The 25,867-nt window shown below is 72.4% G+C and carries 23 protein-coding genes, 1 pseudogene and 1 riboswitch; of the genes and pseudogenes, 13 read left to right on the top strand and 11 right to left on the bottom strand.

Annotation, left to right across the window (positions count from 1 at the left end):
* The first annotated feature begins 60 nt into the window (after nucleotides 1–60).
* Nucleotides 61–247: riboswitch (cobalamin riboswitch) on the top strand.
* Nucleotides 248–276: 29 nt separating this feature from the next.
* From ACFW01_RS14700 to ACFW01_RS14685, 4 genes are read left to right on the top strand one after another with little or no spacing between them, the layout of a single operon-like run.
* Nucleotides 277–984 (top strand): energy-coupling factor ABC transporter permease, encoded by a 708-nt coding sequence (locus tag ACFW01_RS14700; RefSeq protein WP_234958598.1) that lies wholly within the window; start codon nucleotides 277–279, stop codon nucleotides 982–984.
* Nucleotides 981–1,319 (top strand): energy-coupling factor ABC transporter substrate-binding protein, encoded by a 339-nt coding sequence (locus tag ACFW01_RS14695; protein ID WP_234958597.1) that lies wholly within the window; start codon nucleotides 981–983, stop codon nucleotides 1,317–1,319. The genes ACFW01_RS14700 and ACFW01_RS14695 overlap by 4 nt, the downstream gene beginning before the upstream one ends.
* Nucleotides 1,320–2,069 (top strand): cobalt ECF transporter T component CbiQ, encoded by a 750-nt coding sequence (gene cbiQ, locus ACFW01_RS14690; protein ID WP_234958596.1) that lies wholly within the window; start codon nucleotides 1,320–1,322, stop codon nucleotides 2,067–2,069.
* On the top strand, nucleotides 2,066–2,914 hold the full coding sequence (locus tag ACFW01_RS14685; RefSeq protein ID WP_234958595.1) for an ATP-binding cassette domain-containing protein: 849 nt from the start codon (nucleotides 2,066–2,068) through the stop codon (nucleotides 2,912–2,914). The genes cbiQ and ACFW01_RS14685 overlap by 4 nt, the downstream gene beginning before the upstream one ends.
* 28 nt (nucleotides 2,915–2,942) lie before the next feature.
* Here the strand turns inward: ACFW01_RS14685 and ACFW01_RS14680 are convergent, their stop codons facing one another.
* Complete coding sequence (locus ACFW01_RS14680; RefSeq protein WP_234958594.1) at nucleotides 2,943–4,565, bottom strand: MFS transporter; 1,623 nt, start codon at nucleotides 4,563–4,565, stop codon at nucleotides 2,943–2,945.
* Nucleotides 4,566–4,691: 126 nt separating this feature from the next.
* On the opposite strand from ACFW01_RS14680, the gene ACFW01_RS14675 reads away from it, so the two are divergent.
* Complete coding sequence (locus ACFW01_RS14675) at nucleotides 4,692–5,345, top strand: TetR family transcriptional regulator (RefSeq protein ID WP_234958593.1); 654 nt, start codon at nucleotides 4,692–4,694, stop codon at nucleotides 5,343–5,345.
* A gap of 389 nt (nucleotides 5,346–5,734) precedes the next feature.
* On the opposite strand, the gene ACFW01_RS14670 is transcribed toward ACFW01_RS14675, so the two are convergent.
* Together ACFW01_RS14670 and ACFW01_RS14665 are read right to left on the bottom strand one after the other, a co-directional pair.
* Nucleotides 5,735–6,394, bottom strand: coding sequence for a TetR/AcrR family transcriptional regulator (locus tag ACFW01_RS14670; RefSeq protein ID WP_234958639.1), 660 nt, complete (start codon nucleotides 6,392–6,394; stop codon nucleotides 5,735–5,737).
* Between the two features lie 96 nt (nucleotides 6,395–6,490).
* Nucleotides 6,491–6,664: pseudogene (locus ACFW01_RS14665) on the bottom strand (MarR family transcriptional regulator); the annotation flags it as partial.
* A 20-nt stretch (nucleotides 6,665–6,684) separates the two neighbouring features.
* On the opposite strand from ACFW01_RS14665, the gene ACFW01_RS14660 reads away from it, so the two are divergent.
* Nucleotides 6,685–7,041 carry a VOC family protein gene (locus ACFW01_RS14660; protein ID WP_384503837.1) on the top strand — a complete coding sequence of 119 codons (357 nt, stop codon included), beginning with the start codon at nucleotides 6,685–6,687 and terminating at the stop codon, nucleotides 7,039–7,041.
* On the opposite strand, the gene ACFW01_RS14655 is transcribed toward ACFW01_RS14660, so the two are convergent.
* The 3 genes from ACFW01_RS14655 to ACFW01_RS14645 are packed head-to-tail and all read right to left on the bottom strand — an operon-like array spanning nucleotide 6,998 to nucleotide 9,026.
* On the bottom strand, nucleotides 6,998–8,089 hold the full coding sequence (locus ACFW01_RS14655; protein ID WP_384503835.1) for a GHMP kinase: 1,092 nt from the start codon (nucleotides 8,087–8,089) through the stop codon (nucleotides 6,998–7,000). The genes ACFW01_RS14660 and ACFW01_RS14655 overlap by 44 nt on opposite strands.
* Nucleotides 8,086–8,892 carry a Rossmann-like domain-containing protein gene (locus ACFW01_RS14650; protein ID WP_384503833.1) on the bottom strand — a complete coding sequence of 269 codons (807 nt, stop codon included), beginning with the start codon at nucleotides 8,890–8,892 and terminating at the stop codon, nucleotides 8,086–8,088. Before ACFW01_RS14650 ends, ACFW01_RS14655 begins: the two co-directional genes overlap by 4 nt.
* Nucleotides 8,889–9,026, bottom strand: coding sequence for a hypothetical protein (locus ACFW01_RS14645; protein ID WP_384503831.1), 138 nt, complete (start codon nucleotides 9,024–9,026; stop codon nucleotides 8,889–8,891). Before ACFW01_RS14645 ends, ACFW01_RS14650 begins: the two co-directional genes overlap by 4 nt.
* A gap of 568 nt (nucleotides 9,027–9,594) precedes the next feature.
* Here ACFW01_RS14645 and ACFW01_RS14640 point away from each other — a divergent pair.
* The gene (locus tag ACFW01_RS14640; protein WP_384503829.1) at nucleotides 9,595–10,542 is read left to right on the top strand and encodes an endo-beta-N-acetylglucosaminidase H; all 948 of its coding nucleotides are present in this window, start codon (nucleotides 9,595–9,597) and stop codon (nucleotides 10,540–10,542) included.
* 264 nt (nucleotides 10,543–10,806) lie between these two features.
* On the opposite strand, the gene ACFW01_RS14635 is transcribed toward ACFW01_RS14640, so the two are convergent.
* Complete coding sequence (locus ACFW01_RS14635) at nucleotides 10,807–11,970, bottom strand: permease (RefSeq protein WP_384503827.1); 1,164 nt, start codon at nucleotides 11,968–11,970, stop codon at nucleotides 10,807–10,809.
* 300 nt (nucleotides 11,971–12,270) lie between these two features.
* On the opposite strand from ACFW01_RS14635, the gene ACFW01_RS14630 reads away from it, so the two are divergent.
* From ACFW01_RS14630 to ACFW01_RS14620, 3 genes are all read left to right on the top strand, one after another.
* Nucleotides 12,271–13,977: a chloride channel protein gene (locus tag ACFW01_RS14630; RefSeq protein WP_384503900.1), complete on the top strand. Its 1,707-nt coding sequence runs from the start codon at nucleotides 12,271–12,273 to the stop codon at nucleotides 13,975–13,977.
* Nucleotides 13,978–14,129: 152 nt separating this feature from the next.
* Entirely contained in the window at nucleotides 14,130–15,362 is a 1,233-nt protein-coding gene (locus tag ACFW01_RS14625) for an alpha/beta fold hydrolase (protein WP_384503825.1), read from the top strand.
* Between the two features lie 411 nt (nucleotides 15,363–15,773).
* On the top strand, nucleotides 15,774–16,238 hold the full coding sequence (locus tag ACFW01_RS14620; protein WP_384503823.1) for a hypothetical protein: 465 nt from the start codon (nucleotides 15,774–15,776) through the stop codon (nucleotides 16,236–16,238).
* A 201-nt stretch (nucleotides 16,239–16,439) separates the two neighbouring features.
* Here ACFW01_RS14620 and ACFW01_RS14615 read toward each other — a convergent pair whose 3' ends face one another.
* The 4 genes from ACFW01_RS14615 to ACFW01_RS14600 all read right to left on the bottom strand — a co-directional run bounded on the left by ACFW01_RS14615 (nucleotide 16,440) and on the right by ACFW01_RS14600 (nucleotide 22,954).
* A complete protein-coding gene (locus ACFW01_RS14615) occupies nucleotides 16,440–17,642 on the bottom strand; it encodes an alpha/beta fold hydrolase (protein WP_384503821.1) in 1,203 nt (400 codons plus the stop codon).
* Nucleotides 17,643–17,730: 88 nt separating this feature from the next.
* The gene (locus ACFW01_RS14610; RefSeq protein WP_384503819.1) at nucleotides 17,731–19,311 is read right to left on the bottom strand and encodes an AMP-binding protein; all 1,581 of its coding nucleotides are present in this window, start codon (nucleotides 19,309–19,311) and stop codon (nucleotides 17,731–17,733) included.
* A gap of 844 nt (nucleotides 19,312–20,155) precedes the next feature.
* Nucleotides 20,156–21,157, bottom strand: coding sequence for a TIGR00341 family protein (locus ACFW01_RS14605; RefSeq protein ID WP_384503817.1), 1,002 nt, complete (start codon nucleotides 21,155–21,157; stop codon nucleotides 20,156–20,158).
* 420 nt (nucleotides 21,158–21,577) lie between these two features.
* A complete protein-coding gene (locus ACFW01_RS14600; RefSeq protein WP_384503815.1) occupies nucleotides 21,578–22,954 on the bottom strand; it encodes an alpha/beta hydrolase domain-containing protein in 1,377 nt (458 codons plus the stop codon).
* A gap of 665 nt (nucleotides 22,955–23,619) precedes the next feature.
* Between ACFW01_RS14600 and rpmF the strand changes: the two genes are divergently transcribed.
* From rpmF to ACFW01_RS14585, 3 genes are all read left to right on the top strand, one after another.
* Entirely contained in the window at nucleotides 23,620–23,790 is a 171-nt protein-coding gene (gene rpmF, locus ACFW01_RS14595) for a 50S ribosomal protein L32 (RefSeq protein ID WP_007387878.1), read from the top strand.
* A 7-nt stretch (nucleotides 23,791–23,797) separates the two neighbouring features.
* Nucleotides 23,798–24,985 carry a GTP-binding protein gene (locus tag ACFW01_RS14590; RefSeq protein WP_384503813.1) on the top strand — a complete coding sequence of 396 codons (1,188 nt, stop codon included), beginning with the start codon at nucleotides 23,798–23,800 and terminating at the stop codon, nucleotides 24,983–24,985.
* 100 nt (nucleotides 24,986–25,085) lie between these two features.
* Nucleotides 25,086–25,793, top strand: coding sequence for a class I SAM-dependent methyltransferase (locus ACFW01_RS14585; RefSeq protein WP_384503811.1), 708 nt, complete (start codon nucleotides 25,086–25,088; stop codon nucleotides 25,791–25,793).
* Nucleotides 25,794–25,867: the final 74 nt, after the last annotated feature.

Below are 25,867 nucleotides of genomic sequence, written 5' to 3'. Positions count from 1 at the left end.
AGCCCTGTCCGCCGGGTCCGCGCGGCAGGAGGCCCGCTTGTCACCACCCCTGTGGGAGCACTACTGTCACCACGCCTTGGTGAACGGGAAATCCGGTGTGATGCCGGTGCGGCCCTCGCCACTGTGAATCGGGAAGTCCGGCTCCGGCCCTTCGTGGGCAGCCACTGGGTCCTCGTGACCCGGGAAGGCGTTGCCCGGACTGCGGTACCCGTCAGCCAGGAGACCGGCCAGGGCGCGTCGTCCATCCACGAGGTGCTGGAGAGGGTCTGCTGAGCCATGCACATAGCCGAGGGCTTTCTGCCACCGGCGCACGCGATCGCCTGGGGTGTCGCGTCCGCGCCGTTCGTCGTCCACGGAGTCCGGTCACTCACCCGTGAGGTCAGGGAGCACCCGGAGAGCACGCTGCTCCTCGGCGCCTCCGGTGCCTTCACGTTCGTCCTGTCGGCCCTGAAACTGCCCTCGGTCACCGGGAGCTGCTCCCATCCGACCGGCACCGGTCTGGGCGCCATCCTCTTCCGGCCGCCGATCATGGCGGTCCTGGGCACCATCACCCTGCTCTTCCAGGCCCTGCTGCTCGCCCACGGCGGGCTGACCACGCTGGGCGCCAACGTCTTCTCGATGGCGATCGTCGGTCCCTGGGCCGGGTACGGCATCTACCGGCTGCTGCGCCGCTACGACGTGCCGCTGATGGTCGCCGTGTTCTTCGCCGCGTTCGTCGCCGACCTGTCCACCTACTGCGTGACCAGCGTGCAGCTGGCGCTGGCCTTCCCGGACCCGAGCAGCGGATTCGCCGGCGCGCTCGGCAAGTTCGGATCCATCTTCGCCGTCACGCAGATCCCGCTCGCGGTCAGCGAGGGCCTGCTCACGGTCATCGTGATGCGGCTGCTGGTGCAGTCCAGCAAGGGCGAACTGACCCGGCTGGGCGTGCTGCTCACCCGGTCGGGCAAGACCACGACCGACGAGCAGGAGGCGGTGGCCCGATGACCCGCAACGCGAAGATCAACGCCCTGCTGCTGCTCGCCGTGGCCGCGCTCGCGGTGCTGCCGCTGGTGCTGGGGCTCGGCGACCACAAGGAGGAGCCGTTCGCCGGCGCGGACGCCGAGGCGGAGACGGCGATCACGGAGATCGAGCCGGACTACGAGCCGTGGTTCTCGCCGCTGTACGAACCGCCGTCCGGGGAGATCGAGTCGGCGCTGTTCGCGGTGCAGGCCGCGCTCGGCGCGGGTGTGCTGGCGTACTACTTCGGTGTGCGCCGGGGCCGGCGGCAGGGCGAGGAGCGGGCGGCGACGGCACTGCGGGACACTCCCGCAGGGGACTGAGTGCTGCCGATCGACGCGGCGGCCCACAGCAGTCGGTGGCGCCGCCGCCACCCCGTGGACAAGGCCGTGCTCGGTCTCGGTCTGACCGTGCTCGCGATCTCGCTGCCGCCCTGGCCGGGCGCGGCGCTGGTGCTGGTGACGGCGCTGGCGGTGCTGCTCGGCCCGGCGGGGGTGCCCGGACGGCGGCTGTGGCGGGCGTACCGGGTGCCGTTGGGCTTCTGTGTGACGGGCGCGCTGCCGCTGCTGTTCCAGGTCGGGGGCGCGGACGGGTTTCTGACGGTGGCGCAGGGCGGGCCGGTGCGCGCCGGTGAGCTGCTGCTGCGGACCTCGGCTGCCTCGCTCGGGGTGCTGCTGTTCGCGTTCACCACGCCGATGTCGGACCTGCTGCCCCGGCTGGTGCGGGCGGGGGTGCCCGCGCCGGTCGTGGACGTGGCGCTGGTGACGTACCGGATGAGTTTCCTGCTGCTGGACTCGGTGCGCCGGGTCCGGGAGGCGCAGGCGGCGCGGCTGGGGCACACCACCCGGGCCGCGGCCTGGCGTTCGCTGGGCGGGCTCGGCGCCACGGCGTTCGTGCGGGCCTTCGACCGGGCGGCGCGGCTCCAGTCGGGGCTGGCGGGCCGCGGCTACGACGGCACCCTGCGGGTCCTGGTGCCCGAGGCCCGCGTCTCCGTGGCCTTCACCGCGGCGAGCGGCGCGCTGCTCGCGGCGCTGGCCGCCCTCACCCTCGTACTGGAAGGGCCGTTGTCGTGAGTGGGACGAGCGAGGGGACGGCGGAGGCGCTGGTCGCCCTGCGGGGTGCGGCCTTCGCCTACGAGGAGGGCCCGGACGTGCTGGCCGGGCTGGACTTCTCGGTGCGCGAGGGTCGGGCGCTGGCGATCCTCGGCCGCAATGGCAGCGGCAAGACCACGCTGATGCGGCTGCTGAGCGGCGGACTGCGGCCGCGTGCCGGGACGTTGACGCTCGGTGGGGAGCCGGTGGCGTACGACCGCAAGGGGCTGACCCGGCTGCGGACCACGGTGCAGTTGGTGGTGCAGGATCCGGACGACCAGCTCTTCGCGGCCTCGGTGGGGCAGGACGTGTCCTTCGGACCGTTGAACCTGGGCCTGCCGGACGCGGAGGTCCGGTCCCGGGTCGACGAGGCGCTCGCCGCGCTGGACATCGGGGCGCTGGCCGACCGGCCGACCCATCTGCTGTCGTACGGGCAGCGCAAGCGGACGGCGATCGCGGGGGCGGTCGCGATGCGGCCCCGGGTGCTGATCCTGGACGAGCCGACCGCCGGACTCGATCCGGACGGCCAGGAGCGGCTGCTCGCCACCCTGGACCGGCTCCGCGCGGGCGGCACCACGGTGGTGATGGCCACTCACGACGTCGACCTCGCCCTGCGCTGGTCGGACGATGCCGCGCTGCTCACCCCGGACGGTGTGCGCACCGGTCCGACGGCCGCGACGCTGGCCCGCACGGATCTGCTGCGGCAGGCGGGGCTGCGGCTGCCCTGGGGCGTCGCGGCGGCCGGACTGCTGCGGGCGCGGGGCCTGTTGCCGGAGTCGGCGGCCGGACCGCGCACTCCGGAGGAGCTGGCCGCCCTGGCCGACTGACGCGTGCGCCGGCCGGGGCGGCCCGGGGTCAGCGCGCGGAGTCGCTGTGCTCCGGTCCGGGGATGGCCGCCGCCGGCTCGCCCTCGGGACGGTCCTCGGCGCCGCCGCGGCGGCGGCCCGGCAGGACGGCGAGGACGATCAGGGTGCCGGCGGCCATGATGATGCCGCCGACGAGGCTGGTCGTCGAGACGCCGTGGGCGAAGGCCCGGCCGACGGCGTCGGTGAGGGCCTGCGCCTGCTCGGGCCCGGCGGCCGGGTCGGTGGCGAGCCGCTGGGCGACGGCGAGTCCGCCGCCCACGGAGTCCTGGGCGGTGTCCAGCGCGGCGGCCGGGAGGCGGCCGCCCACCAGGCTGCCGAGTTCGTCGCGGTAGGCGGTGCCGAGCAGGGAGCCGAGGACGGCGATGCCCAGCGAGCCGCCGAGTTCGAGCGCGGTGTCGTTGGCGCCGCCGCCGACGCCCAGTTCGTCCTCCGGGAAGGTGCCCATGATGGTGTCGGTGGCCGGGGAGACGCTGAGGCCGATCGCGAGGCCGAGGAGCAGCATCGGGGCGAGGAAGTCGGCGTAGGTGGAGCCCTGGTCGATCAGGACCAGCAGGAAGACACCGGCCGTGCCGATCGCCATGCCGGAGCCGACCATGGCCTTCACGCCCAGCTTCGGGGTGAGCCGCCCGGTCACCGCGGCGCCGACGAACACGGCGCCCGCCAGCGGCAGCAGCCGTACACCCGTCTCCAGCGCGCCGTAGCCGAGCACGAACTGGAGGAACTGCGTGGCGTAGTAGATGGCGCCGTAGGTGCCGAAGAAGAAGAACAGCACGGCCAGCATCGAGCCGCTGAAGGGCCGCAGCAGGAACCGGCGCACGTCCAGCATGGGGTGCGGGTGGCGCAGCTCCCAGGCGACGAAGGCCACCAGGCCGACGCCGGCCACGACGGCGGCGGTGACCGGGCCGGCGCCCCAGCCGAAGTGCGGGCCCTCGATGGACGCGTAGACCAGGGAGCCGACGGAGACGATGGAGAGCAGACCGCCCACGTAGTCGATCCGGCCCATGCCGGCCGCCTTGGACGGCGGTACGAGGAGCAGCGCGCCGACGACCGCGAGGACCGCGATGGGGACGTTGACCAGGAAGGTCGAACCCCAGGCGTGGTCCTCCAGGAGCCAGCCGGCGACCAGCGGGCCGACCGCGATGGCGAGTCCGGAGGTGGCGGTCCACGCGGTGATGGCGCGGGCCCGCTCGCCCTTGGGGAAGACGGCGACCAGCAGGGAGAGGGTGGCCGGCATGACGACGGCGGCACCCACGCCCATGACCGCGCGGGCCGCGATGACCAGCCCCGTCTCCTCGACCAGGCTGCCCATCACCGAGCCGCCCGCGAAGATCACCAGTCCGGCGATCAGGGCGCCGCGGCGGCTGTACTTGTCGCCGATCGCGCCGAGCACCAGCATCAGCGCGGCGTACGGGACGGTGTAGCCGTCGATGACCCACTGCAGGTCGCTGCTGCTCAGGCCCAGGTCGGCGGTCATGTCCGGCGCGGCCACGATCAGGGACGTGTTGGCCATGACGACGATCAGCAGGCTCAGACACAGCACGAGGAGGGCCCACCAGCGCCGTGGGTAGGGCCCGTTCATCTTCTCGACGGGGGTGGTGGCCAGGAGGGGCATGGGGGGCTCCGGGAAAACGTGGGCAAGTTAATTGCCCATCGATGTGCAGACAAGCGCCAGCGTAGTTTGTTGCACAGTGGTGTGCAAATATGACTGTTCGAGGAGGCCGAGGAGGAGGGAGGCGGCATGCGAAGGGAACCCGGCGCGGGCAGCGGAGGCGGTGGGACGAGCACCCGTGCCCGGATCCTGTGTGCGGCCGAGCGGCTGCTGGTCCGCGATCCCGACAGCAGCCTCGCGGAGGTCGCGGCGGCGGCCGGCGTGGCGCGCCGCACGGTGTACGTCCACTTCGCAGGCCGGGACGCCCTGGTCGAGGGACTGGTCGAGGAGGCCGCGCGGGCGGTACGGCGCGCCCTGGCCGGACCCGACGCGCCCACCCCGGCGGACGACCCCACGACCGCGCTGGCCCGTTTCGTCCGCGCGCTGTGGCCGGTCGGCGACCGCTACGGCACGCTCATCGCACTCGCCCGCCGCCGGGGACTCGACCCCGATCCGGTGCGCGCCGTCCTCGGCCCCGCCCGTGACACGGTCGCCGCGATCATCGTCCGCGGACAGCGCTCGGGCGTCTTCCACACCGGCGTTCCGGCGGGGGTGCTCGGCGCTGCCCTGGAGGCACACCTGCTGGCGCTGCTGGGCTGCGCACGGTCGGGGACCTGGGAGGACGACGGCACGGGGGCGGCGGTGGCGGCGCTGGTGGTGGCGGGGGTGGAGAGCGGGACCGCGGCGGAGGTGGCGGGAGGCGCACGGCCCTCCGTGGGGACGAGGCCGGGGCACGACCGGTGACCCGATCGGCGCGGGCACGGGCGACGATCTCCCCGCCGGGGAGGATCCCGGCAGGCACGGCCGGTGGTCTACACACCGGATGCGGACTCGCCGGGCGGAGCCGGTTGCCTACCCGCCGGACGCGGACCCGCCGGGCACGGCCGGTGAGCTGCACGCCGGAGATGGACCCGCCGGCCGCAGCCGGTGAGCTGCACGCCGGACACGGACTCGGCAGGGCACGGCCGGTGGCCTACACGCCGGAGACGGACCCGCCGGCCGCAGCCGGTGAGCTACACGCCGGACACGGACCCGCCGGGCACGGCCGGTGGCCTACACGCCGGACGCGGACCCGCCGGGCACGGCCGGTGAGCTGCACGCCGGAGACGGACCCGCCGGCCGCAGCCGGTGAGCTACACGCCTGACGCGGACTCCTCCGCTACCGGTGCCGGGCCGGCCTCCGCGACCACCGTGTGTGCGCGGCGCTGGGGCACGCCCGCCGCGATGAGCGTGGCGACGGCGGCCCGGGTGCCGTCGTCCTCCAGGGCCCCGGTGTTGACCTGCTCCAGGAGGGCGACGGTCATCGCCTCCAGACCGGCGCTCAGCACGGCCGGCGGCAGGTGCGCGGGGAAGACGCCGTCCCGCTGGCCGCGCTCCAGGATGGCGGTGACCTCGGCACGGGCCGGGGACAGGATCTCGGCGACACGCTCCACGCCCAGGTCGTGCCGGGCCAGCGCGAGGAGCATCCGGTAGCGGTCGCCCACGGGCCACATCAGCAGCACGAAGTGCGCGAGCGCCCGGTCGGCCGGTTCGCCGGGCCCGACCCGCTCCGCCCCGGCGGCCATCGCTCCGCGCAGCACCTCGGACGCCTCCTCGGCGAGGGCCTCGAGGAGCGCCGCGCGTCCCGGGAAGTGGCCGAAGAGGGTACGCCGTACGACACCGGCGGCGCGGGCCAGCTCCTCCAGCGTGGTGTCCGGATTCCGCCCCAGCTCCCGGCGGGCCGTGGCCAGGATGCGCGCCCGGTTGGACCGGGCGTTGCGTCGCTGCGGCTCACGGGCGACGGACTTGGACACGGCGACCTCGGGCGGCTTTGCGGGGAGGGTGACGGGGCGGTGGGGTGGCGAGGATTCCATTCTGGCACGTGGCGTCCACGGGAGCGTGGCCGCCGATCAGCGACGCTCCCCGGTCGGCTCGGCGCGGTCGGCGGAGGGCGTCTCGGCCTTCACGCAGAGGACGTCGCGGGCCTGCTCGGCGGCGCGGGCGATGCCCTCGGAGACGAAGTCGAGGAACCGGGCGACGTTCTCCGGGCGGACCCCGGCGGGCGTGCCGGAGCCGAGGACGCCGGCGCACGTAGCCTGTGACGATGAGACTGCGCGCGATCAACCTGGACTGCCCCGATCCGCCGGCCCTGGCGGCCTTCTACCAGGAGGCCGCCGACCTCGAACCCCACCCGGCGTCCAACTCCGAGTTCGCCGGCGTCATCTGCGCGGACGGTCTCGTCATCGGCTTCCAGCGGGTCGACGGCCACCGGGCGCCGCGCTGGCCGGACCAGACCGCCCCCCAGCAACTCCACCTCGACTTCGCGGTCGATGACCTGGACGAGGCGGAGGCCAGGCTGCTGGGGCTCGGGGCGGGCCGGCCGGATCACCAGCCGAACGAGGAAAGGTGGCGGGTCCTCACCGATCCCGCCGGGCATCCGTTCTGCATTGTGAAGGGCTGACCCCGATCCCGAGGTCCTCCCCGAACACTCCGTTCCGGGGCGCGGGCGAGCCGTTCCACTCCATGCGCGGGCTGTTGGGGCTCGGGTGAGTGGTGAAGACGCGGGTCGGCGTGATGCCCTCGCGTTCCAGGTCCCGCGCGCAGCGGTGCAGCCGGGCTTTCAGGCCGCGGGTCCGGGGGTCGAAGAGGACGCCGGCCACGTTGCCGCTGTGGGCGATCTGCACGCCGACGGCGCCCACCCGGTCCGCGAGGCGGGTGAGGACCGGGAACTCCGGGTGCGCGAGGCGGCGTTGACCGAGTCGGGCGCTGGCGGTGCCGACCCGTCCCAGGAGGGTGGCATCGCCGTCGGACACCGCCCGGCGCAGCATCCGGCGCAGGTGCTCGTAGGTGTCGAGGTCGCGGGCGTCGTAGGAGGGGGCGGGCAGGGCGAGGGTGTCCACGGGGGCGCCGCCGCCGAGGGCGCAGCCCAGCACGACGGCGGGCGGAAGGGCGTGGCCCAGGGCTTCGAGGGTGCGGCCCTCGCGCTGGGCGAAGAGCAGCGGCGGGCCGGGGGCGAGCATCAGCGGATCGCTGGCGCCCTCGGCCCGGACCGCCAGCCCGGCGATGGTCCGGGGCGGCAGAGGTACGCCCCACGCGTCGGCGACCGCGCGCACGGCGGCGATGACGTCGCTCGTGGAGGAGCCCATGCCAAGACCCACGGGGATGTCGCCGGTCAACGTCAGTACGCCGCCGCAGGGTGTCGCGGACAGGCGTGCGGCGCACTCCCGGAGCGCGAGGACGGCCGCCGCCCGTGCCTTGGTGCGTCCGGCGGGCGTCACGCGCACGTCGTCGGGCGGGGTGCCGGGCCGGCGCGTGAACCGGGCGGTGCTGCCGGGCCCGTTCATCGGCAGGGTGACCAGCGCCTGGCAGGGGTGCCCGCGCTCGTCCAGGAAGACGCCTTGGAGGATCTCGCCGTGGTGGCAGGCGGCGTGTCCGGTGCCGGCGGCGTCGCCGGGGTTCGCGTCGGTCGTGGCGCTTCGGGTGGTGGCCCGCGGGGCGGTCGCCGTCATGCGCCGTCCGCCGCCCGGTAGCGGTACAGCGTCGTGGGTTCCGCGCTGAACTGGGAGAAGGGGAAGGGCTCCGCGGACAGCGCGGTCACCCCCGCGCCGAGGAACGCGCGCGCCACGGCGCTGCCGGTCTGCGCGTAGACCACCAGCGGCACCTCCCGTTCGCGGCAGCGCGCCAGGACGGTGTCGAAGGTGCCGTTGCTGAGGGTCATGCCGGTGGCGATCACGGCCTCGGCGGTGTCGAGGACCTCGTGCATGTCGTCGGTGACCCGGTCGCCCCACTGGGTGGTGCGGAGGTTGAAGTCGCAGAGCAGGGGGGTGCCGCCGCGCTCGCGGATGGCGGCGACGAGCGGGTTGACGACGCCTATCAGCCCGACCCGCGCGCCGGGTCCGGTGTCCAGCAGTCCGGCGATGGCCGCGTCCCGGGCCCGCGCCCGGACCTCGGGCGTCCCGGCGGGCAGGACGACCGGTTCGGCCCCGGCCTCGCGGTGCGGGCCGGCTTCGGAGAGGTAGGCGTCGAGTGCGGCGATCCGCAGCGGGCGGGGCGCCGCGCGCAGCAGGGAGTCGAGGGAGGCGCCGGAGGCCTCACGGCACAGGGACGGATCGACCTCACCCGCCTCGAACGCACAGCCCCCGAAGGAGCCGCCCAGCCGGACGAGGACGTACTGGTTGAGGTACGTGGTGTCGCCGCCGGCCAGCCGTGTGCCGTGGTGGATCCAGAACACGCTGGTGGCCACGAGCCCGGCGGGACGCGGACCGAGTTCGCCCGCCAGGACGGCGGTCAGCAGCTCATCGGTGTTCTTCATGCCTGCCCTCCGGCGCCGGGGATGTCACGGGTGGTGCCGAACAGGAACGTCCAGCCGTTCCTCTCGGAGGCACGGGTGGTGCGCGGGTCGTCCTTCGGCTGGTTGAGGGCGGGTCCGGTCGCGGTCAGGTCCACGTGGGCTCCTCGGGCTCGTGGGGGGTGGCAGGGTGCCGGCAGGAACACTAACGGAAATGATTGTCATTACGATAGCCTGCCCGGACGGCGTCCCGGCCGACCGCTCTCCTGCCTCGGCCCCACCGCCCAACTCCGCCCCACAACCCGCACCTTCACCCCACCAGGACTGGAGCGCTCCATCGTGCCGGCCTCACCCGCACCGACCACGTCCGCCGAGGCTGGGGCCGGGGCCGGGGCCGAAGGGCAACGGCCCGTCCTGCTCGACGTCGCGTTCCTCCGCCTCTGAACCGACGTCTACGGCAACCTGCCCGCGGACACCTACCCGCACATCCGCGCCGTCCGCGAGCACCTACTCGGGGGCGCGCACTCGGCGTTCCCCGACCCCCTCGACCTCCTGCTGGCCCAGTTCGAGGCGCGGTTGGGCCGAGCCGGGGGCGGCCCGTGCGTGGAAGTCGTGAAGAAATGACGCACGCTTCCCGGGATCCGGTCACATCGACGGAACACTCGGAGGCTCACTCGGCGCCTTTGAACCCGTCGGGCGCCGCCACGCGATGGGAGACCGACAACGATGTCCAATCCGATACGGCGCAGAGTACGCACTGCCGCCCTCGCACTCTCGGCCGCCGTGACCCTCACTCTCGGCACCACCGCCATGACCGGTGCGGCGGCGGCTCCCGCGCCTGATCCCGCTCCCTCGCCCGCGTCCGCTTCCGCCAAGCAGGGACCGACCTCGGTGGCCTACATCGAGGTGAACAACAACAGCATGCTCAACGCCGGCAAGTACACACTCGCCGACGGCGGCGGCAACGCCTTCGACGTCGCCGTGATCTTCGCGGCGAACATCAACTACGACACCGGCTCCAAGAAGGCGTACCTGCACTTCAACGAGAACGTGCGGCGCGTCCTCGACAACGCCGCCACGGAGATACGGCCGCTGCAGCAGAAGGGCATCAAGGTCGTCCTCTCGGTGCTGGGCAACCACCAGGGCGCGGGGTTCGCCAACTTCACGTCCCAGCAGACGGCTTCGGCGTTCGCGAAGGAGATGTCGGACACCGTGGCCGAGTACGGCCTCGACGGAATCGACTTCGACGACGAGTACGCCGAGTACGGCAAGAACGGCACCGCCCAGCCCAACGACAGCTCGTTCGTGCACCTGGTGACGGCACTGCGCGCCGACATGCCGGACAAGATCATCAGCCTCTACAACATCGGCCCGGCCGCGTCACGCCTGTCCTACGGCGGGGTCGACATCTCCTCGAAGTTCGACTACGCCTGGAATCCGTACTACGGCACCTGGCAGGTCCCCGGCATCGGCCTGCCCAAGTCGCAGCTGTCCCCGGCGGCCGTCGAGATCGGCCGGACCTCGCAGAGCACGGTCACGAGCCTCGCCCGCCGCACGGTCGGCGAAGGCTACGGCGTCTACCTGACGTACAACCTCGACGGCTCCGACCGCAGCGCGGACGTCTCGGCGTTCACGAGGGAGCTGTACGGGAGCGACGCCGTGTACACGCCGTAGGGCGCCAGCCGGTGGGCCGCCTTGTCGACAACGATGTCAGCCGTCGGCGGGGCGGCAGCGGCCGCGCCTGAGGGCCACCGGCGTCCGCGTCCCGGAACGGGGGGTCGGGTCTCTCTGTTTACCCCGCGACGTCTGCCTGCGACGTTTGCCTGCGACGCGTCGGGCATGCTCCAAGTGACAGGAGTCGCGGGAGCGCTCTGACCGCCGGCGCCCTCTTGGATCCGTTCCTGGATCCGTTCCTGGATCCGTTCCGCGCAGGGTCCGTCACCGGGTCCTCGCCGTGTCCCCGTCCCCGCCGCCCGGCGCGCCGCCCATCATGCGGAGCATGCCCATGCCCCCGGTGCGCAGGAAGCGGAAGACGAGTACGAGGGCCAGGGCGATAAACGCGATGTTGAGCCAGGTCGTGTAGTTCCAGGTGACGCCTCCGTCGGGCAGCGTCGCCTCCGAGCGGTCCGGTACCGCCCCGAGACCACCGAAGACGAGCTGCACCACGTATCCGGCAGCGACCATGGCCACGTAGAAGGTGACGAGCAGGAACCCGGCCGTCCGGCGACCGTAGTACTTCCGGTAGATGTTGAGGATCGGCAGGATCAGAAGGTCGGCGAAGAGGAAAGCCGTCACGCCGCCGAAGCTGATACCGCCCTGCCAGAGCACCACGGCCAGCGGGACGTTCCCGACGGAGCACACGAACGAGGCGATGGCCACGGCGGGGCCGATCACCGGCCCCCACAGGTCGGCGGCGAGCGGATGGCCTTCGAAGAAGAGCGCCTGCCAGAACGGTTCGGGCACCCATGCCGCGACCGCGCCGGCGATGAGGAGCCCGACGACGAGGTCGCGCAGGATCGCGGCCCACTCCATGACGAAGACGTGGGCGACGGCGGTGAACCCCTCGGCGGACACCAGACGCCGGAGGAACGAGCCCTCCGCGCGTACCGACATGTCCATCGCGGCATGCCCCTCCATGGCGCCGGACACCCCGCGATCGGCCTGCTCCCGTGCCTCGCGGAGCAACCGCTCACGCAGGAAGAGGCGGAACAGCACGGCCAGGAACACGATCATGAGCGGGCCGCCGACGAACTGGGCCGCGGTGAACTGCCACCCCAGCAGCAGAGCCAGGATGACACCGAGTTCCAGGACGAGATTGGTCGAGGCGATCTCGAACGCCATCGCGGCGGTGAAGTGCGCGCCCTTGCGGAACAGCGAGCGTGCGAGCGCCACCGCGGCGTACGAGCACGACGAGGAGGCCGCGCCCATACCGGTGGCACGCAGGAGGGTGCCGGGCCGGTCGTCGCCGAGGAGACGGGCGACCGACGAGCGCCGGACCACCGCCTGGACAACGGCCGACAGGGTGAAACCCAGCACCAGCGCCCAGGTGATCTCCCAGGCCATGGAGCCGGTGCGGGACAGAGCATGGAGCACGGCGTCCACGGGCGCACCTTTCCGGTGAGGCATCGGCCCCGCCTGACACGGGGTGAACCATCGGCCCGCGTACCCGGGGAGCGGGTGGGACACCGCTCCATTTCCTGCAATTTTGCACGATGCAATCGTGTGCGGCGCGATCCCGCCCCGGCACGCGACCGTCGGAGGGCCGCGAGATTCACCCACCCGTGCGTCCGCACCCCCTTGACGCTGTTTGCATAATGCAAAAGTAAGGAAGGGGAAACAGTGAGCGTCATACACGGTGAGGGACGGGCCGGACGCCCGGTCCCGGGCGGCCGGGGTTCGATGATGGGCCTGGCCGTGCTGGTCGGTGCGGGGGCCGGGCTGGGATCGATCGTCTTCCGCTGGTGCATCCAGACCTTCACCCGGCTCTTCTCGGGCCACGCCGACTACGCGGCCGCCCCGGGAAGCGGCCATCCGCACCTGCCCTGGCTGGGCGCGTTCTTCGTGCTCGCCGCGCCGGTCGTCGGCGGGCTGCTGTACGGGCCGCTGGTGAACCGGTTCGCCAAGGAGGCGAGGGGTCACGGTGTCCCGGAGGTGATGCTCGCCGTCGCCCAACGCGGCGGGCGGATCAGCCCGAAGGTCGCCGTGGTCAAGACCCTCGCCTCGGCCCTGACCATCGGCTCGGGTGGCTCGGTGGGCCGCGAGGGGCCGATCGTGCAGGTGGGAGCCGCGCTCGGGTCGACGCTGGGCCGCCTCACCAGGCTCACCGAGGACCGGATGAAGCTCCTGGTCGCGTGTGGTGCGGCGGGCGGCATCGCGGCCACCTTCAACGCCCCGCTGGCCGGCGTCATCTTCGCGATGGAACTGATCCTGGCCGCCTTCAGCATCGAGGCGTTCGGTGCGACCGTCCTCGCCAGCGTCACGGCCGGCATCATCGGCCGCGCCGCCTTCGGCGACGTGGCCTTCCTCCACCTGCCGGCGTTCCACGTCCAGCATCTCGCCCAGTACGGCCTGTTCGCCGCCCTGGGGGTTCTCGCGGGCGCGGTCGGTGTCGCCTTCTCACGTGTCCTGTACGCGATCGAGGACGCGTGCGACTGGGCCTGGCGCGGGCCGGAGTGGCTGCGACCCGCGGCGGGCGGCCTGGCCCTCGGCCTGGTCCTGCTGGCCCTGCCGGAGATGTACGGGGTGGGGTATCCGGTGCTGGAGGGCGCCACCGAGGGCAAGTACGCGATCGGTTTTCTCCTGGTGCTGCTCGTCGGCAAGATGATCGCCACCAGCCTGACCATCGGCATCGGCGGGTCCGGCGGGGTGTTCGCGCCGAGCCTGTTCATCGGGGCGATGCTGGGGGCCGCGTTCGGTGCGGGCGCGCACCACGTGCTGCCCGTGACGGCGGGAGCGGTCGGCGCGTACGCGCTGGTCGGCATGGGGGCGGTCTTCGCGGGCGCTTCACGGGCCCCGATCACGGCCGTGGTGATCCTCTTCGAGCTGACCGGCGAGTACTCGATCATCCTGCCGCTGATGCTGGCGATCGTGCTGTCCACCGCCACCAGCCGGGCCCTGACCCGCGACACCATCTACACCCTCAAGCTGCGCCGTCGCGGCATCGACCTGGAAGGCCCGGCACCGGGCGCCGCCATCGGCGCGGAGACGGTCGCCCGCGTCATGGAACCGCTGCCCGCGCCGGTCGGCGGCGCTGTGGAGCTGGCCGATGCCGCCGTCCTGTTGAGCCGTTCCGAACACGGGGCACTGCCGGTCCACGATCCCGCGCGCGCGTACCTGGGCATCGTCACGGCGCGTGCGGTGACGGAGGCCCTCGCGGAACAGCCCGACGGCGCGCCGTCGGTGACGGGCGACCTCGTCGAGACACCGCCCCGCGTCACCGCCGACCAGCAACTCGCGAACGCACTGCACTCGTTGCTGTCCGCATCCGGCACGGGACTCCCGGTCCTGGACGCCGGCACGGGGGAACCGGTCGGCTGGCTGAGCCATCAAGGCGTCCTGCGGGCACTGCACGCCCCGCGGAACGGCGAAACGGCCGAACGGCTTCCGTAGGACCGTCGCAGGGTCCGGCAGCGGGCCGCCTTCGTCCCCTGCGCCGCGGATCGCTGACGTACGACGTGCCCAGGCCGGTACCGCCTCCTCGCCACAGTCCGGCCGCGCTCGGACATGTGTCCGGCGAACGGCGGGAGTTGTACGCTCCCAAGGTGGAGGGGGACAAGTATCGCTTCGGGGAGTACGAACTCGACACGGCTCAGCACCAGCTGCGGCGGGCCGGTCGTCCGGTTCACGTCGAGCCCCGGGCCCTGGGGCTGCTGTGCCACCTGGTTGAGCACCGGGAGCGCGTCGTTCCGAAGGGCGAGTTGCTCGACGAGGTGTGGGGTGACCGCTTCGTCAGCGAGGCCGCGCTCACCACGGCGCTGCGGACCGCGCGTCTGGCCGTGGGGGACACGGGCAGCCGTCAGCAGGTGATCCGCACCGTGCACCGGCGCGGTTGTCAGTTCGTGGCTCCGGTGACGGCAGCCGGGGACTCGGCATCCGCGTTCACCGGCCAGGGAGCCCGCGGCGACGTGCCGGCGTCCGGCGGACCGCGCGGCGCCGACCGGCAGACCATCCGGTTCTGCCGCGCCGGCGACGGTACGCGCATCGCCTACGCCTCCGTCGGCTCGGGGCCGCCTCTGCTCAAGGCCGCCAACTGGCTGTCGCACCTGGATCTGGAGTGGACGACCCCGGTGTGGTCGCACTGGTTGAACGGGCTCGCCCGCAACCGCCGGCTGATCCGCTACGACGAGCGCGGATGCGGACTCTCCGACCAGATGGTGCCCCGTTCCACGTTCGAGGACTGGGTCGACGACCTGGAGACGGTGGTCGACGCCGTGGGACTCGACAGGTTTCCCCTGCTCGGGGTGTCGCAGGGGGGTGCCGTGGCGGTGGCCTACGCCGCACGCCACCCGGAGAGGGTCAGCCGGCTCGTCCTCGCCGGAGCCTACGCCCGAGGACGGCAGGTCCGCGCCCGGAACGAGACCGAGAGCACCGAGGCCGCCCTCGACCTCGACGTGGCCCGGGTGGGGTGGGCCCATCAGGACCCCCGGTTCCTGCGCGTCTTCGCCTCCCAGTTCCTGCCCGAGGGCACGCCCGCGGACTGGGACGAGTTCACCGACTTCCAGCGCAGAACGACCTCGCCGTCCAACGGCGTCCGCTTCCTGGAGGAGTTCGCCCGCATCGACGTGTCCGAGACGGCGCACGGAGTGTCGTGCCCGACGTTGATCCTGCACTCCCGCGACGACGAGCGGGTACCCGTCTCGCAGGCCCATGAGCTGGCCTCTCTCATACCCGACAGCCGGCTGGTCCTGCTCAAGAGCCGCAATCACCTGCTCACCGCCCACGAGCCGGCCTGGGACGAGTTCCTGGCGCACGTCGACGCCTTCCTGGCCGAGTGAGCCCGCGCCGCGCCGGCGGCCGCCAAGCCGGTGCCGGGCGCCACGTCCCTGTCGCCGTGCTCGCGTTCTCAGGCCCGACGACGGCCGAGACGCCGGCGGGCCGTACCCGCCGCGGTCCTCACCGGCGGCATCCGTGGTGACCGGCACCGCCGAACCCGGCTCCGGCGGTGCCGGCGGCGTCGCCGAGTGACGCGCAGCGAGCATCTCGCGACCCGTCGGGCAAACCGGCTCGCCGCACGGCGAGCGTCCTCAGCACCTCCTCAGTCCGCCCTCAGGGAAGCCTCAGACGGCCACCATGCCTTGCCCCTCCCGTCGGCCCGATGCTTGAGCGGTGCCGAGCCAGGGCTCTTGGGGTGACCCCGCCCGGCCGGCGCTCAGCGACATCGAGAGACTCCCAGAGAGAAGGACACGATGAGGTTCAACGACACCAGGACGCCCGGCCGGACCCGGACTCACCGGGGGGCGGCGCTGCTGATGGCGGCGGGAGCCGGAGTGGGTTCCCTGCTGCTCGCAACGGTTCCCGCGCACGCGAACGACACCACCAAGACGGTCGCGGCGGACGGCCAGTCGATCACGTTCGCCACGAACGACAGCAGCCGGGGCGTCAGCGGCAACGTGACGTTCGTGGTGAAGTCCGACGGCAACTGGTCGATCACCGGCAGCGGGAAGAACTCGCACCTGCTCGTCCGCACGTTCCACTGGACCTGCGACCTGACCTGGGACGCGGCCGGCGTCAACCACTCCACCGGCAAGAAGGCCGTGCCCGGCAAGAAGACCCGCACCAAGAGCGCGGCGGCGTACGACCCGGCCGTCCAGGCGGACTTCGCGGACATCGCGGCCCGCGGCAGGGCCGACTGCGACATCGTCATCGGCTGACCTCCATGGCCCAGCGCCATGGCGACCCGGGGCCTGACCGGGCCCGGATCACCGAGATCGATCAGTAGCCCACGGGCGGGCTCCGCCCGTCGTTCGAGGCGCCGCGGGGAGCGAGGTCTCCCCGCGGCGGCAGCACCGTGTTCCGGACTCTGGCCCCGGCCTCTCCCGCAGAGGGCCGCGACGCCCACGGTCCGGACGGCGTCACACCTGCTCGGACAGAAAGGTGTCGAGGTGTGCCAGGAAGGCCGGCCAGGCCGGGTCGGCCGCGGTGAACAGGTGGTTGCGGCTGTCCAGCAGGACCAGGCGGCTGTCGGGGATGAGGGTGGCCAGTTCCAGGGCCTGGGCGACCGGGACCCGCGGATCGTCCCGGGCGTGGATGATCAGAGTGGGACAGGTCACCTCACCGGCTATGCGCGAGACGTCGATGCGCGTGAACTCCTCCAGGAAGCGCAGGCCGTTGGCGACCGAGGTCGTCTGCCGCTGGTAGGCGGCGAAGGCGTCCCATTCCGCGGGGGTGGCATCGCCCAGGAACTGGGAGGCGAAATAGCGCAGGAAGCTGCTCCCCTGCGTGCGCCAGCCGGCGCGGGCGAGGTTGAGGTCGACCTCGGCGGCGTCCCGTTCGCTGTCACTGGCCGCGCGGATCTGCTGTCCCCGGGCGTAGGCGGAGGTGAGGACCAGTCGGCTGACCCTCTCGGGATGGCGGGCGGCGTAGGCGACGGCCACCGCACCGCCCTGGGAGACGCCGAGCAGAGGAAAGCGGTCGAGGCCGACGGCGTCGACCACACAGTGGAGGTCGGTGACCAAGTCGTCGAGGGCGAACCCGGGCACCGACCACTCGGACAAACCGCAGCCCCGTTCGTCGTAGCGGATGAGCTGACGGCCGCGGGTGAGGCCGTCGAACCAGTGCGCCCACATCGGGGTGGTCCGGTCGAGGTCCAGGTGGGTCAGCCAGTTGGCCGTCTTGACCAGGGGCGGGCCCTCGCCGGTGAGAGCGTAGGCGATGCGGGTGCCGTCGACGGACCGGCAGAAGCGGATGACCTCGTCGTCGGCCGGCGCCGAGGCGGTGAGCGGGGTGGCCAGGGTGGGAACCGACGTCACTGGCGCGACGAAGCGATGACAGCGCGGGCTGACCGTGCGGATGAGCCGTTGCCGTGTGTCACTGTCACCGACCGCCAGGCGAGCGGCGCGCAGCCGGCCGGCGAACGCGCCGTCACCGGCCGCACCGGCGGACCCCATGGAGTGGCGCAGCTCTTCCTCGGACACGCCGCGGTCCCGGTGTTCGACCAGGTGGCACAGGACTGCCATGGCCCCGGGCTCGACGTCGATCACGTCTCCGTCATGGCTGAGCACGCGGCGGTCCGCGTCCAACACGTACTGTCCGAACCGGTACTTCACGGAGCCCACACGATTACCCTACAACACCTGCACTGGAGCACGGAGTTGAGAGGCGACCGGAGCCCCGCGCCCGTCTGCCCCCGGGCCCGGACCCCGTTCAGGGCCTCTCCGACTCGCGCTCCCGAAGCTCACGCCGGAGGATCTTGCCGGAGGCGGCCTTCGGCACCGCCTCGATGAACTCGACCCGGCGGATCTTCTTGTAGGGCGCGACCCGGCCCTCGACGTGAGCCATCACGTCGGCGGCGGATATCGGAACTCCCGTCACGGGCACTACGAACGCCTTGGGAATCTCGTTGCCCTCGTCGTCGCGAACGCCGATCACCGCAGCGTCGGCGACCCCTGGATGCCGTACCAGGACCGCTTCCAGCTCGGCCGGTGCCACCTGATAGCCCTTGTATTTGATCAGTTCCTTGACCCGGTCGACGATGAACCAGTTGCCGTTCTCGTCGACCCGGCCGATGTCCCCGGTGTGCAGCCAGCCCTCGGCGTCGACCGTCGCGTCGGTGTCCTGCTGCCGTCCGAGGTAGCCCTTCATCACCTGCGGTCCGCGGATCCACACCTCGCCGGACCCGCCCGGCACCACGTCCAGCCCCGTGACCGGATCGACCAGGCGTGCCTGCGTGGACGGGAGCAGGTGCCCCACGCACGCGACGGGTTCGTCCCGGTTGCCGTCGGCGTGGATGTGCGATGCGGGTGACAGTTCGGTCATGCCGTACGCCTGCCCGACCTCCACCCCGAGCCGGTCGGCCACCGCCGCTTGCAGACCCGCGTCGAGGGGTGCCGCCGCGCATATGACGCGCCGCAGACCGGACAGGTCCAGGCTCGCGACCGCCGGATGCTTCGCCAGCGCCAGCATCACGGGTGGGGCGACGTAGGCGTGGGTGATGCGGTCGCGCTCCAGGCTGGTCAGGAACGAGGTGACGTCGAACCGCGTGTGCACGTACACCGTCGCACCGCGCCGCAGCGCGCTGTTCACCAGCGCGGTCAGGCCGAAGATGTGGAAGAACGGCAGGATCGCGATGACGCGGTCGTCCTCGCCGACCCGGTGCAGGGCACTCAGCTGTTCCAGGTTGGTGCAGAGGTTGCGATGGGTCAGCATCACCCCCTTGGGCACACCCGTCGTACCGCTCGAGTAGGGCAGTACCGCCACGTCCTCGGCGGGATCGACCTCGACGTGCGCCACCGCGCCGTTGCGGCTCAGTTCCAGCACCGTGCGATGCCCCTCGGCCCGGTCGCAGACCAGGATCTCGATGTCCCGGCCGGTCAGCCGCGCGACCGTTTCCACCGCGGCCCGAGCGGTCTCGATCAGCGCCGAGACGCTCACCATGAGCCGCGCCCCGGAGTCGATCAGTTGTCGGGCGATCTCGGACGGTGTGGCCATCGGCGACAGCGTGGTCACGGTCCCGCCCGCGGTGGTGGTCGCGTAGAGGACCACCGGGAAAAGGACCGTGTTGGGCGAGTGCAGCGCGACCACGCCGCCCTTGCCGATTCCCTCTGCGGCAAGACCCGCCGCGAGGCCGCGGACCAGCTCCGCCAACTCGCCGTAGGTGAGCGTGCGTCCGCCGACCACGTCCACCATGGCCGGCTTCCGGCCACGCCGCGCCGCATCACCGAGCACCCATGCGTGCACCGGACGGTCGACCACGGCGACGTCCGGGTACCTGCTCCTGTAGATCATTGCTGCTTCCTCTCCCAGCGTGCTTCGGAGACGAGGGCCGCCGGCCCCCTCCGTGCCGGTGGCATCGGAGAGGGCTCGTGTGGCTCGAAGCCGAGGACACCGCGTGCGCGTCCACGCCCCGGCGGCGCGGACCGGTCTCCGGTCGGCCTTCCGGTCTCCGGGACCACCCGATCGTCGGGCCGCTCACCGCTCCGACGCTTGGTGGAACCCTGAGCCTTGTCTGAGGGCGACCTGAGGACGGAACCCGCGGAGCCACCGCGCGCCCGCAGGCCGACGGTCCGGGACGGCCCGCAGCGCACGGAATCGACGCGCGGCACCTTCCCCGCGCAACGGTCAGCAGTCCGCCCGGCAAGAACACCTGGGGCCCCGGACCGGCACACGCCGGCACACGCCGGCCCCCAGGCATGTGGCCGCCCCCCTCCGTGACGTGCCGACCAACTCACGGAGGGCACCCCGTACCCTTCCGGCCGGTGCACCGGCATCGTCGAGCACACCTGGCCGACCGGGCTCGCGCCTCCCCCTGCGTCACGTACCCCGCTGACCCACCCTGCGCCTCCCCGCCCTCGTGTCCGGCCCTCATCGGGGTGACCTCGTCGGGTCGCCGTTCGCCTTCGCCGACGACACCTGCCGCTTCTGCCGGCCCGGCCCGCACACCTCCTGCCCCGCCGGGGGCTTCTTCGCCGCCGACGTGGGCGGCGCCCAGGCCGAGCCATTCGCGTCCCACCGGCCCGGGGCACGCTCGTCATGGCCCCGGACGCCGTCAACGAGAAGCCGCTGCCCCGACAGGCTCCGCGAGCACGCGACCCGTGAGGTCGGGCACGGCCGGCCGGAGCCGGTTCGGCACTCAGTCGCCGACCACCCCGGCATCGATCCGCCGGCCGCGCGACGCGTCCACCACGACGGGGATGCCGTCCGGGATCCGGCCCTCCAGCCGTTCGAGCAGAGCGCTCACCGGTGGGAGGTCCCCGGGGACGCGGACGTGGACGTACATGGTCCGGGAGGTCGCGTCGACACCTGTGACGGACGCGCCCGACTCGTCGGCGAGCCACTGCTCAGCCGCGTCCTTGGTGCGCCCGGTCCAGACGTCGAGCAGCAACGTGACCACGGTGTTGGCCGTCAGCGGAACGAACACGACGGCGAACAGCAGGGCCATGGCGGCGTAAGCCCTGCGGGCGGGCCGTCCGGCTGCCGTGTCGGCCTCCGCGCCGTAGCCGAGCGAGGCGAAGACCACCATGCCCCCGAAGACGAGGGCGAAGAGGTTCGACACGAAGAGCACCAGCGCGCCCAGCGCCAGCCAACCCGAGAGCCGTCCCAGGCACACCCCGGCCACCACCAGGGGCGGGACGAGGGAGATGGCGATCGCGACCCCCGGCAGCACAGCGGCGACGTCCCGTCGGGCGAGCGCCACCGCGCCGGCGAAGCCGGTCGCCAGGGCGGCGATCAGATCCATCAGGCCGGGCGACGTCCGCGACGAGATCTGGCTGTTGGACAGCAGGTCGTAGTCACCGGGGAGGGACACCGACATCACCATCCCGACGGCGATCACCACCAGGCAGGCGAGGAGGACGGTCCTGGCCGATCCGGTGCGGCGGCGCTGCACCGAACCCAGGGCGATGCCCATGATCGGCGTGGACAGCGGGGCGATGATCATGGCCCCGATCACGGTGGCGGTCGAGTCCGTGAGCACTCCCCCGGCCGCGATGACCGACGACAGCGTCAGCATGGTCCAGAAGGCGGACCGCTTGGACGTCGTGTCCCCGGTCGACAGGTCGAGGTCCTGCGTCAGTTCGTCCAGCGAGCGGCGCTGAGAGGCCGGCAGGACGCGGTCGCGAACTCCACTGATCACGTACCCAAGCAATCACGCTCTGCACGGTTTCGGCGGGCAGGACACGAGTACTCCCGCTCGCCGGGCCGTGAACGGGTTACCGCGAGACGGTCCTCGTGGACCGAGGGAGCCGGAGAGCCGGAGAGCCGGGAAACCGCGGCCGATGCCGAGCCCGTCACTTCGTGTCGACGGTCACCGGGCCCGTGGGGCCCCGCGGGCGGTGAGGATCTCCTGGTCGGCCAGGTGCGGCAGGTCATCGACGGGGTGCCGGACCGCGGCGTTTCCCGGGCACTCCAGGTGACCGCGCTGCGGGCGGCGCCCTGGCCGAGGCCGTGCTCCAGCCGACGGTGCCCCGGGAGGGCCGTCGGCCACGCTCAGCCCCGCGTCATGCCGCGTACCGCGGCGGAGGCCCGGCCCACGTCCGCGCCCCCGCCGCGCACCTCAGTCCAGGTCTGCCTTCGAGTACAGCGCGTCGCGCAGATTGGCGCGTGCGTCGGCCGGCAGCAGATGGCCGTGCCGTACGGCGCGGACGTCGGCGTCGACGACCCGGGCGACGTAGCCCGCGTGGGTGGGGTACAGGCGGTCCAGTCGCGCGGCGGTGAACGGCACATGCGTTCCGAACAGCACGCAGAAGGTCTCCCCCGTGTTGTCCCCGGTGTTCAGCGCCCTCGGGACCGCCACCTGGGACAGCCGGATTCCGCCGAGGGCGAGTCCGTGGGCGTCGCGGGCCTTGGTGCCGTCCGCGGAGAACCGCAGCCCGGGCGCCGACGGCGGGAGCACACCCCGCTCCGCCCATCGCTCGAGGTGACTGTAGGCGGCGGCGATCACATGGTGCAGGGGCACCTCGCTGAACGGCGGACGGTCGCAGGCGAACTCCGGTGCGGCACCGAGGTCGCGGATGAGCAGCGGTTCTCGGTATGCCTGTCCGAAGCGGCCGGAGTGCGCGGCGCCGGCCACCTCCCAGCGCCGGTAGTGGTCGTCGTCGGGGCGCCGGACCGGCGTGCGCACATCGGTCTCCGAGAGCACGTGGAAGACGGGTTCGTCGCCCTTGCGAGCGGGAGCCTGGCCCACGATGAAGCCGTAGCCGTCGAAGACCGGCTCCGTCTGCGGCAGCACGTGGTCGTAGTACACCGTCATCCGGCCCGCCGACTGCGAGGCGCCGATCCCGAGGATCGTCTTCGCGCGGAGGGGGCCCAGCAGCCCTCCGGTCCCCGTGCGCAGGGCCCGGGCGGCCTGCGCGTACACGTCGTAGGAGAGTTCGTCGGCCGTGAACCGCCCGCCTCCGGTCACGTCGAGACCGCCGTAGCGGGCAGGGCTCCAGGACCGGAGCTGGTCCACGCCGACGCGCTGCGCGGACACCCCCACCCAGACCTGCCCGGCACGCGTGATCTGGTCGGGCGCCCACAGGGCGTCCAGGTCATAGCCGCCGCTGACGTTCTGCCACTCCGTCAGGACCGTGCCGTCGAACCGCGCCGGGTGGGCGGGCCTCCGGACCACGACGCGCGTGGTGTACGGCACGTCCTCGGCGAGCCGTGCACCGGCCGGACTGTAGGCGTCCGCCCGGCCGGAGAGGAAGAACTCCCGCTCGACGTAGCCTGCTTCGGCCAGCCCGGGCGCGGACAGCCAGGGATAGGTGTCCGCCGCGTCCGGCGCTTTCGGATCACCCGGCACGGTCCCGGGCACCGGCCCCTCCACAGTCGGTGTCCCGGCCTCGGCCTGCGGAGCCTTCGGCGTGGCCGCCGCGTTCGCGCCGGTGCTCGCGACGACGACGGCCAGTGTTGCCGCGGCCAGTTTCAAGGTGGTGCGCCACGTTCTCAAGGGTCTGCCCCTTTCCACGTTCTTCCACCGGCGGGCGGACCCCGCCATCCCGGGCCACGGTGCCCCTGAGCCCCCCGGCACGCATCGGTGGGATCACCAGCCTTCACGGTGTCCGGGCCCTCAAGGCAGGGAGTGGCCGGCTGGTCGATGGGGGGCGGCGGTCCCGATCGCTCCCTGGAACGGTGACAAGTCCTGGCCCGAGGTCAGCGAGCCGGTGGCGGTAGTCGGCGGCCAGTCCGACTCCGTGGCACCGGTGGGATCACATCCGCTCCCGTTCTCAGCGGTGCCGACCACTTCTTCGTCAACCGGGACAACGCCCACCTGTCCTGGATGCTCGTGTCGTGGTTCAAGCGGTACCTCAACGACGATCCTCGCTTCACCCCGTACACCTGCGGCTTCGACGACGCAGGCGTCCCCGGCGTGTCCAGTTTCCGCACCAACGCCTGCTGACGGAGCGCTTTTCGCTCCCTCCGCGGAGACGGGGCGCAGGACCGCACCGGCCTGGCCCGGCTGCGGGCGCGCGAGTCACGGGCGGTCCAAGCGCGCGCCGAAGCGGCCCCAGGCGACCCGACATCGGCACGAGAGGGTGCGACGAACACCGTTCGTAATGACATCCATTTTCATGTATCGTCTCTCCCGCTCACCGATCGCACCCGGAGGTCCCCATGGCCGTACCCAAACGCAAGATGTCCCGCAGCAACACCCGGCATCGCCGCGCGCAGTGGAAGGCCACGACGCCCCAGCTGGTCACGGTCACGGTGGACGGCGTGCCGTACCTCGTTCCGCAGCGGCTGGCGAAGGCGTACGAGCGCGGTCTGCTCCGTCCGGAAGGCTGACCCCGGCATGGTCCACGCCCCCTCGCCGCGCCTTCCCGTCACCGTCCTGTCGGGTTTCCTCGGAGCCGGCAAGACCACCCTGCTCAACCACGTCCTCAGCAACCGCGAGGGCCTGCGCGTCGCCGTCATCGTCAACGACATGAGCGAGGTCAACATCGACGCCGCTCTCGTGCGCGGCGGCGAGGCAGCGCTGTCGCGCACCGAGGAGCGCCTGGTCGAGATGACCAACGGGTGCATCTGCTGCACCCTGCGCGACGACCTGCTGGAGGAAGTGGACCGGTTGGCGCGCGAGGGGCGCTTCGACTACCTGCTCATCGAGTCCTCGGGCATCTCCGAACCCATGCCGGTGGCCGCCACCTTCGCCTTCGCCCGCGACGACGGCGCCACCCTCGGCGACCTGGCCCGCCTCGACACGATGGTCACCGTCGTCGACGCCGCCAACTTCCTCCCCGAACTGGCCGGCGGCGACGAACTGACCGAGCGGGGCCTGGACCAGTACGAGGACGACGAACGCACCGTCAGCGACCTGCTGATGGACCAGGTCGAGTTCGCCGACGTCATCGTCCTCAACAAGCTCGACCTCGTGGACTCGGCGTCGGCGGACCGGCTCCGGGCCACCCTGGCCCGCTTCAATCCGGCCGCCCACGTCGTGCCGGCGGTGCGGGGCCGCGTACCGGTCCGTGAAGTCCTGGGCACCAGCCGCTTCGACCTGGAACGCGCGCAGCAGGCTCCCGGGTGGGTCAGGGAACTCAACGGCGACCACGTCCCCGAGACGGAGGAGTACGGCATCTCCTCCACCGTCTTCCGCTCCTCCACGCCCTTCCATCCCGGCCGGCTGTGGACGTTCGTGACGGAGGCGCTGGACAGCGGGACCTACGGTCAGGTCCTCCGGTCCAAGGGCTTCTTCACCCTCGCCAGCCGGCCCCACGTGACGGGACTGTGGTCGCAGGCCGGTTCGGTGGCGCGCTTCGAACCCTCCTCCGCGCGTGACACCGACAGTCCCCACGCCCAGGAAATCGTCTTCATCGGAACCCAACTGGACAAGGAACTGCTGAGCGCGGCCCTGACCGGCTGTCTCCTGCGGCAGGGCGAGGCGCGGCCCGCATCCGATCCGTTCCCCGCCTGGGACACCTACGGTTTCGACGAGACCTGCGCACACGAGCACGACCCCCTCACCACCGTGACGGGGCACTGAGACTCCGGGCCGGACGGTGGTCGCAGCCACGGCACCGTCCGGCCCGGTACACATCCGTGTCAGGGAGGCCGCTCATGGACTCCCACGGGCCGAGGAGATCGTGGCCTCGATCGACTACGACTTCGGACGCTTCGACGGCCTTCCGAGCCTCGCCGGCGCGCTGCTGCGCACCCTCCCGTTCGACCGGTGGGTGGCGGAATTCCTGTCCGCCCACCCCCAGGCCACCGTGGTCGAGATCGGCACCGGGCTCAACACGCGTTACGAACGCGTCGACAACGGCCGCGCCCGCTGGTTCGAACTCGACCTGCCCGACGTGATCGCCCTGCGCCGCAGATTCTTCACGGACACCCCGCAGCGGACCATGATCGCGTCATCCGTGACGGACGAGGCCTGGGCCGCCGAGGTGGCCTCGGGCGCGGGCGGGCCGTACCTCTTCCTTGCCGAGGCCGTACTCCCCTACCTGGACGAGGCCGATGTCCACCAGGTCGTGGATCTGCTCGCCGACCGCTTCCCCGGCGCCCTGCTCGCCCTCGACACCGCGGGTCCGGGCTTCTTCGACACCCAGGAGGAGCACGACGCGCTCAGCCGGGTCGAGGCCCGTATGCACTGGTTCTGCCCCGACCTGCCGGCCCAACTGGCCGACTGGCGCCCAGGGTCCGACATGATGGCTTCGCACACCCTCACCAGCCTGCCCGCCGCTCTGCTCGCCCAGCTGCCGCTCCCCTACCGGCAGATGGTGGCCGCACTCGCCGCGCAGAAGCTCCCCCAGGCCGAGGGCTACCGGCTCAACCTCGTGCGCCTGCCCTGAGATCCGCGCACCCCGACTTCCGTGCCGTAGGCGCCGACCGTGACCCCGCCGAGTCACGGTCGGCGCCTACGCCC

Origin of the sequence: Streptomyces sp. NPDC058985 (assembly GCF_042740985.1) — a bacterium.
GTDB lineage: Bacteria > Actinomycetota > Actinomycetes > Streptomycetales > Streptomycetaceae > Streptomyces.
This window is presented reverse-complemented; position numbering and strand designations above follow the sequence as displayed.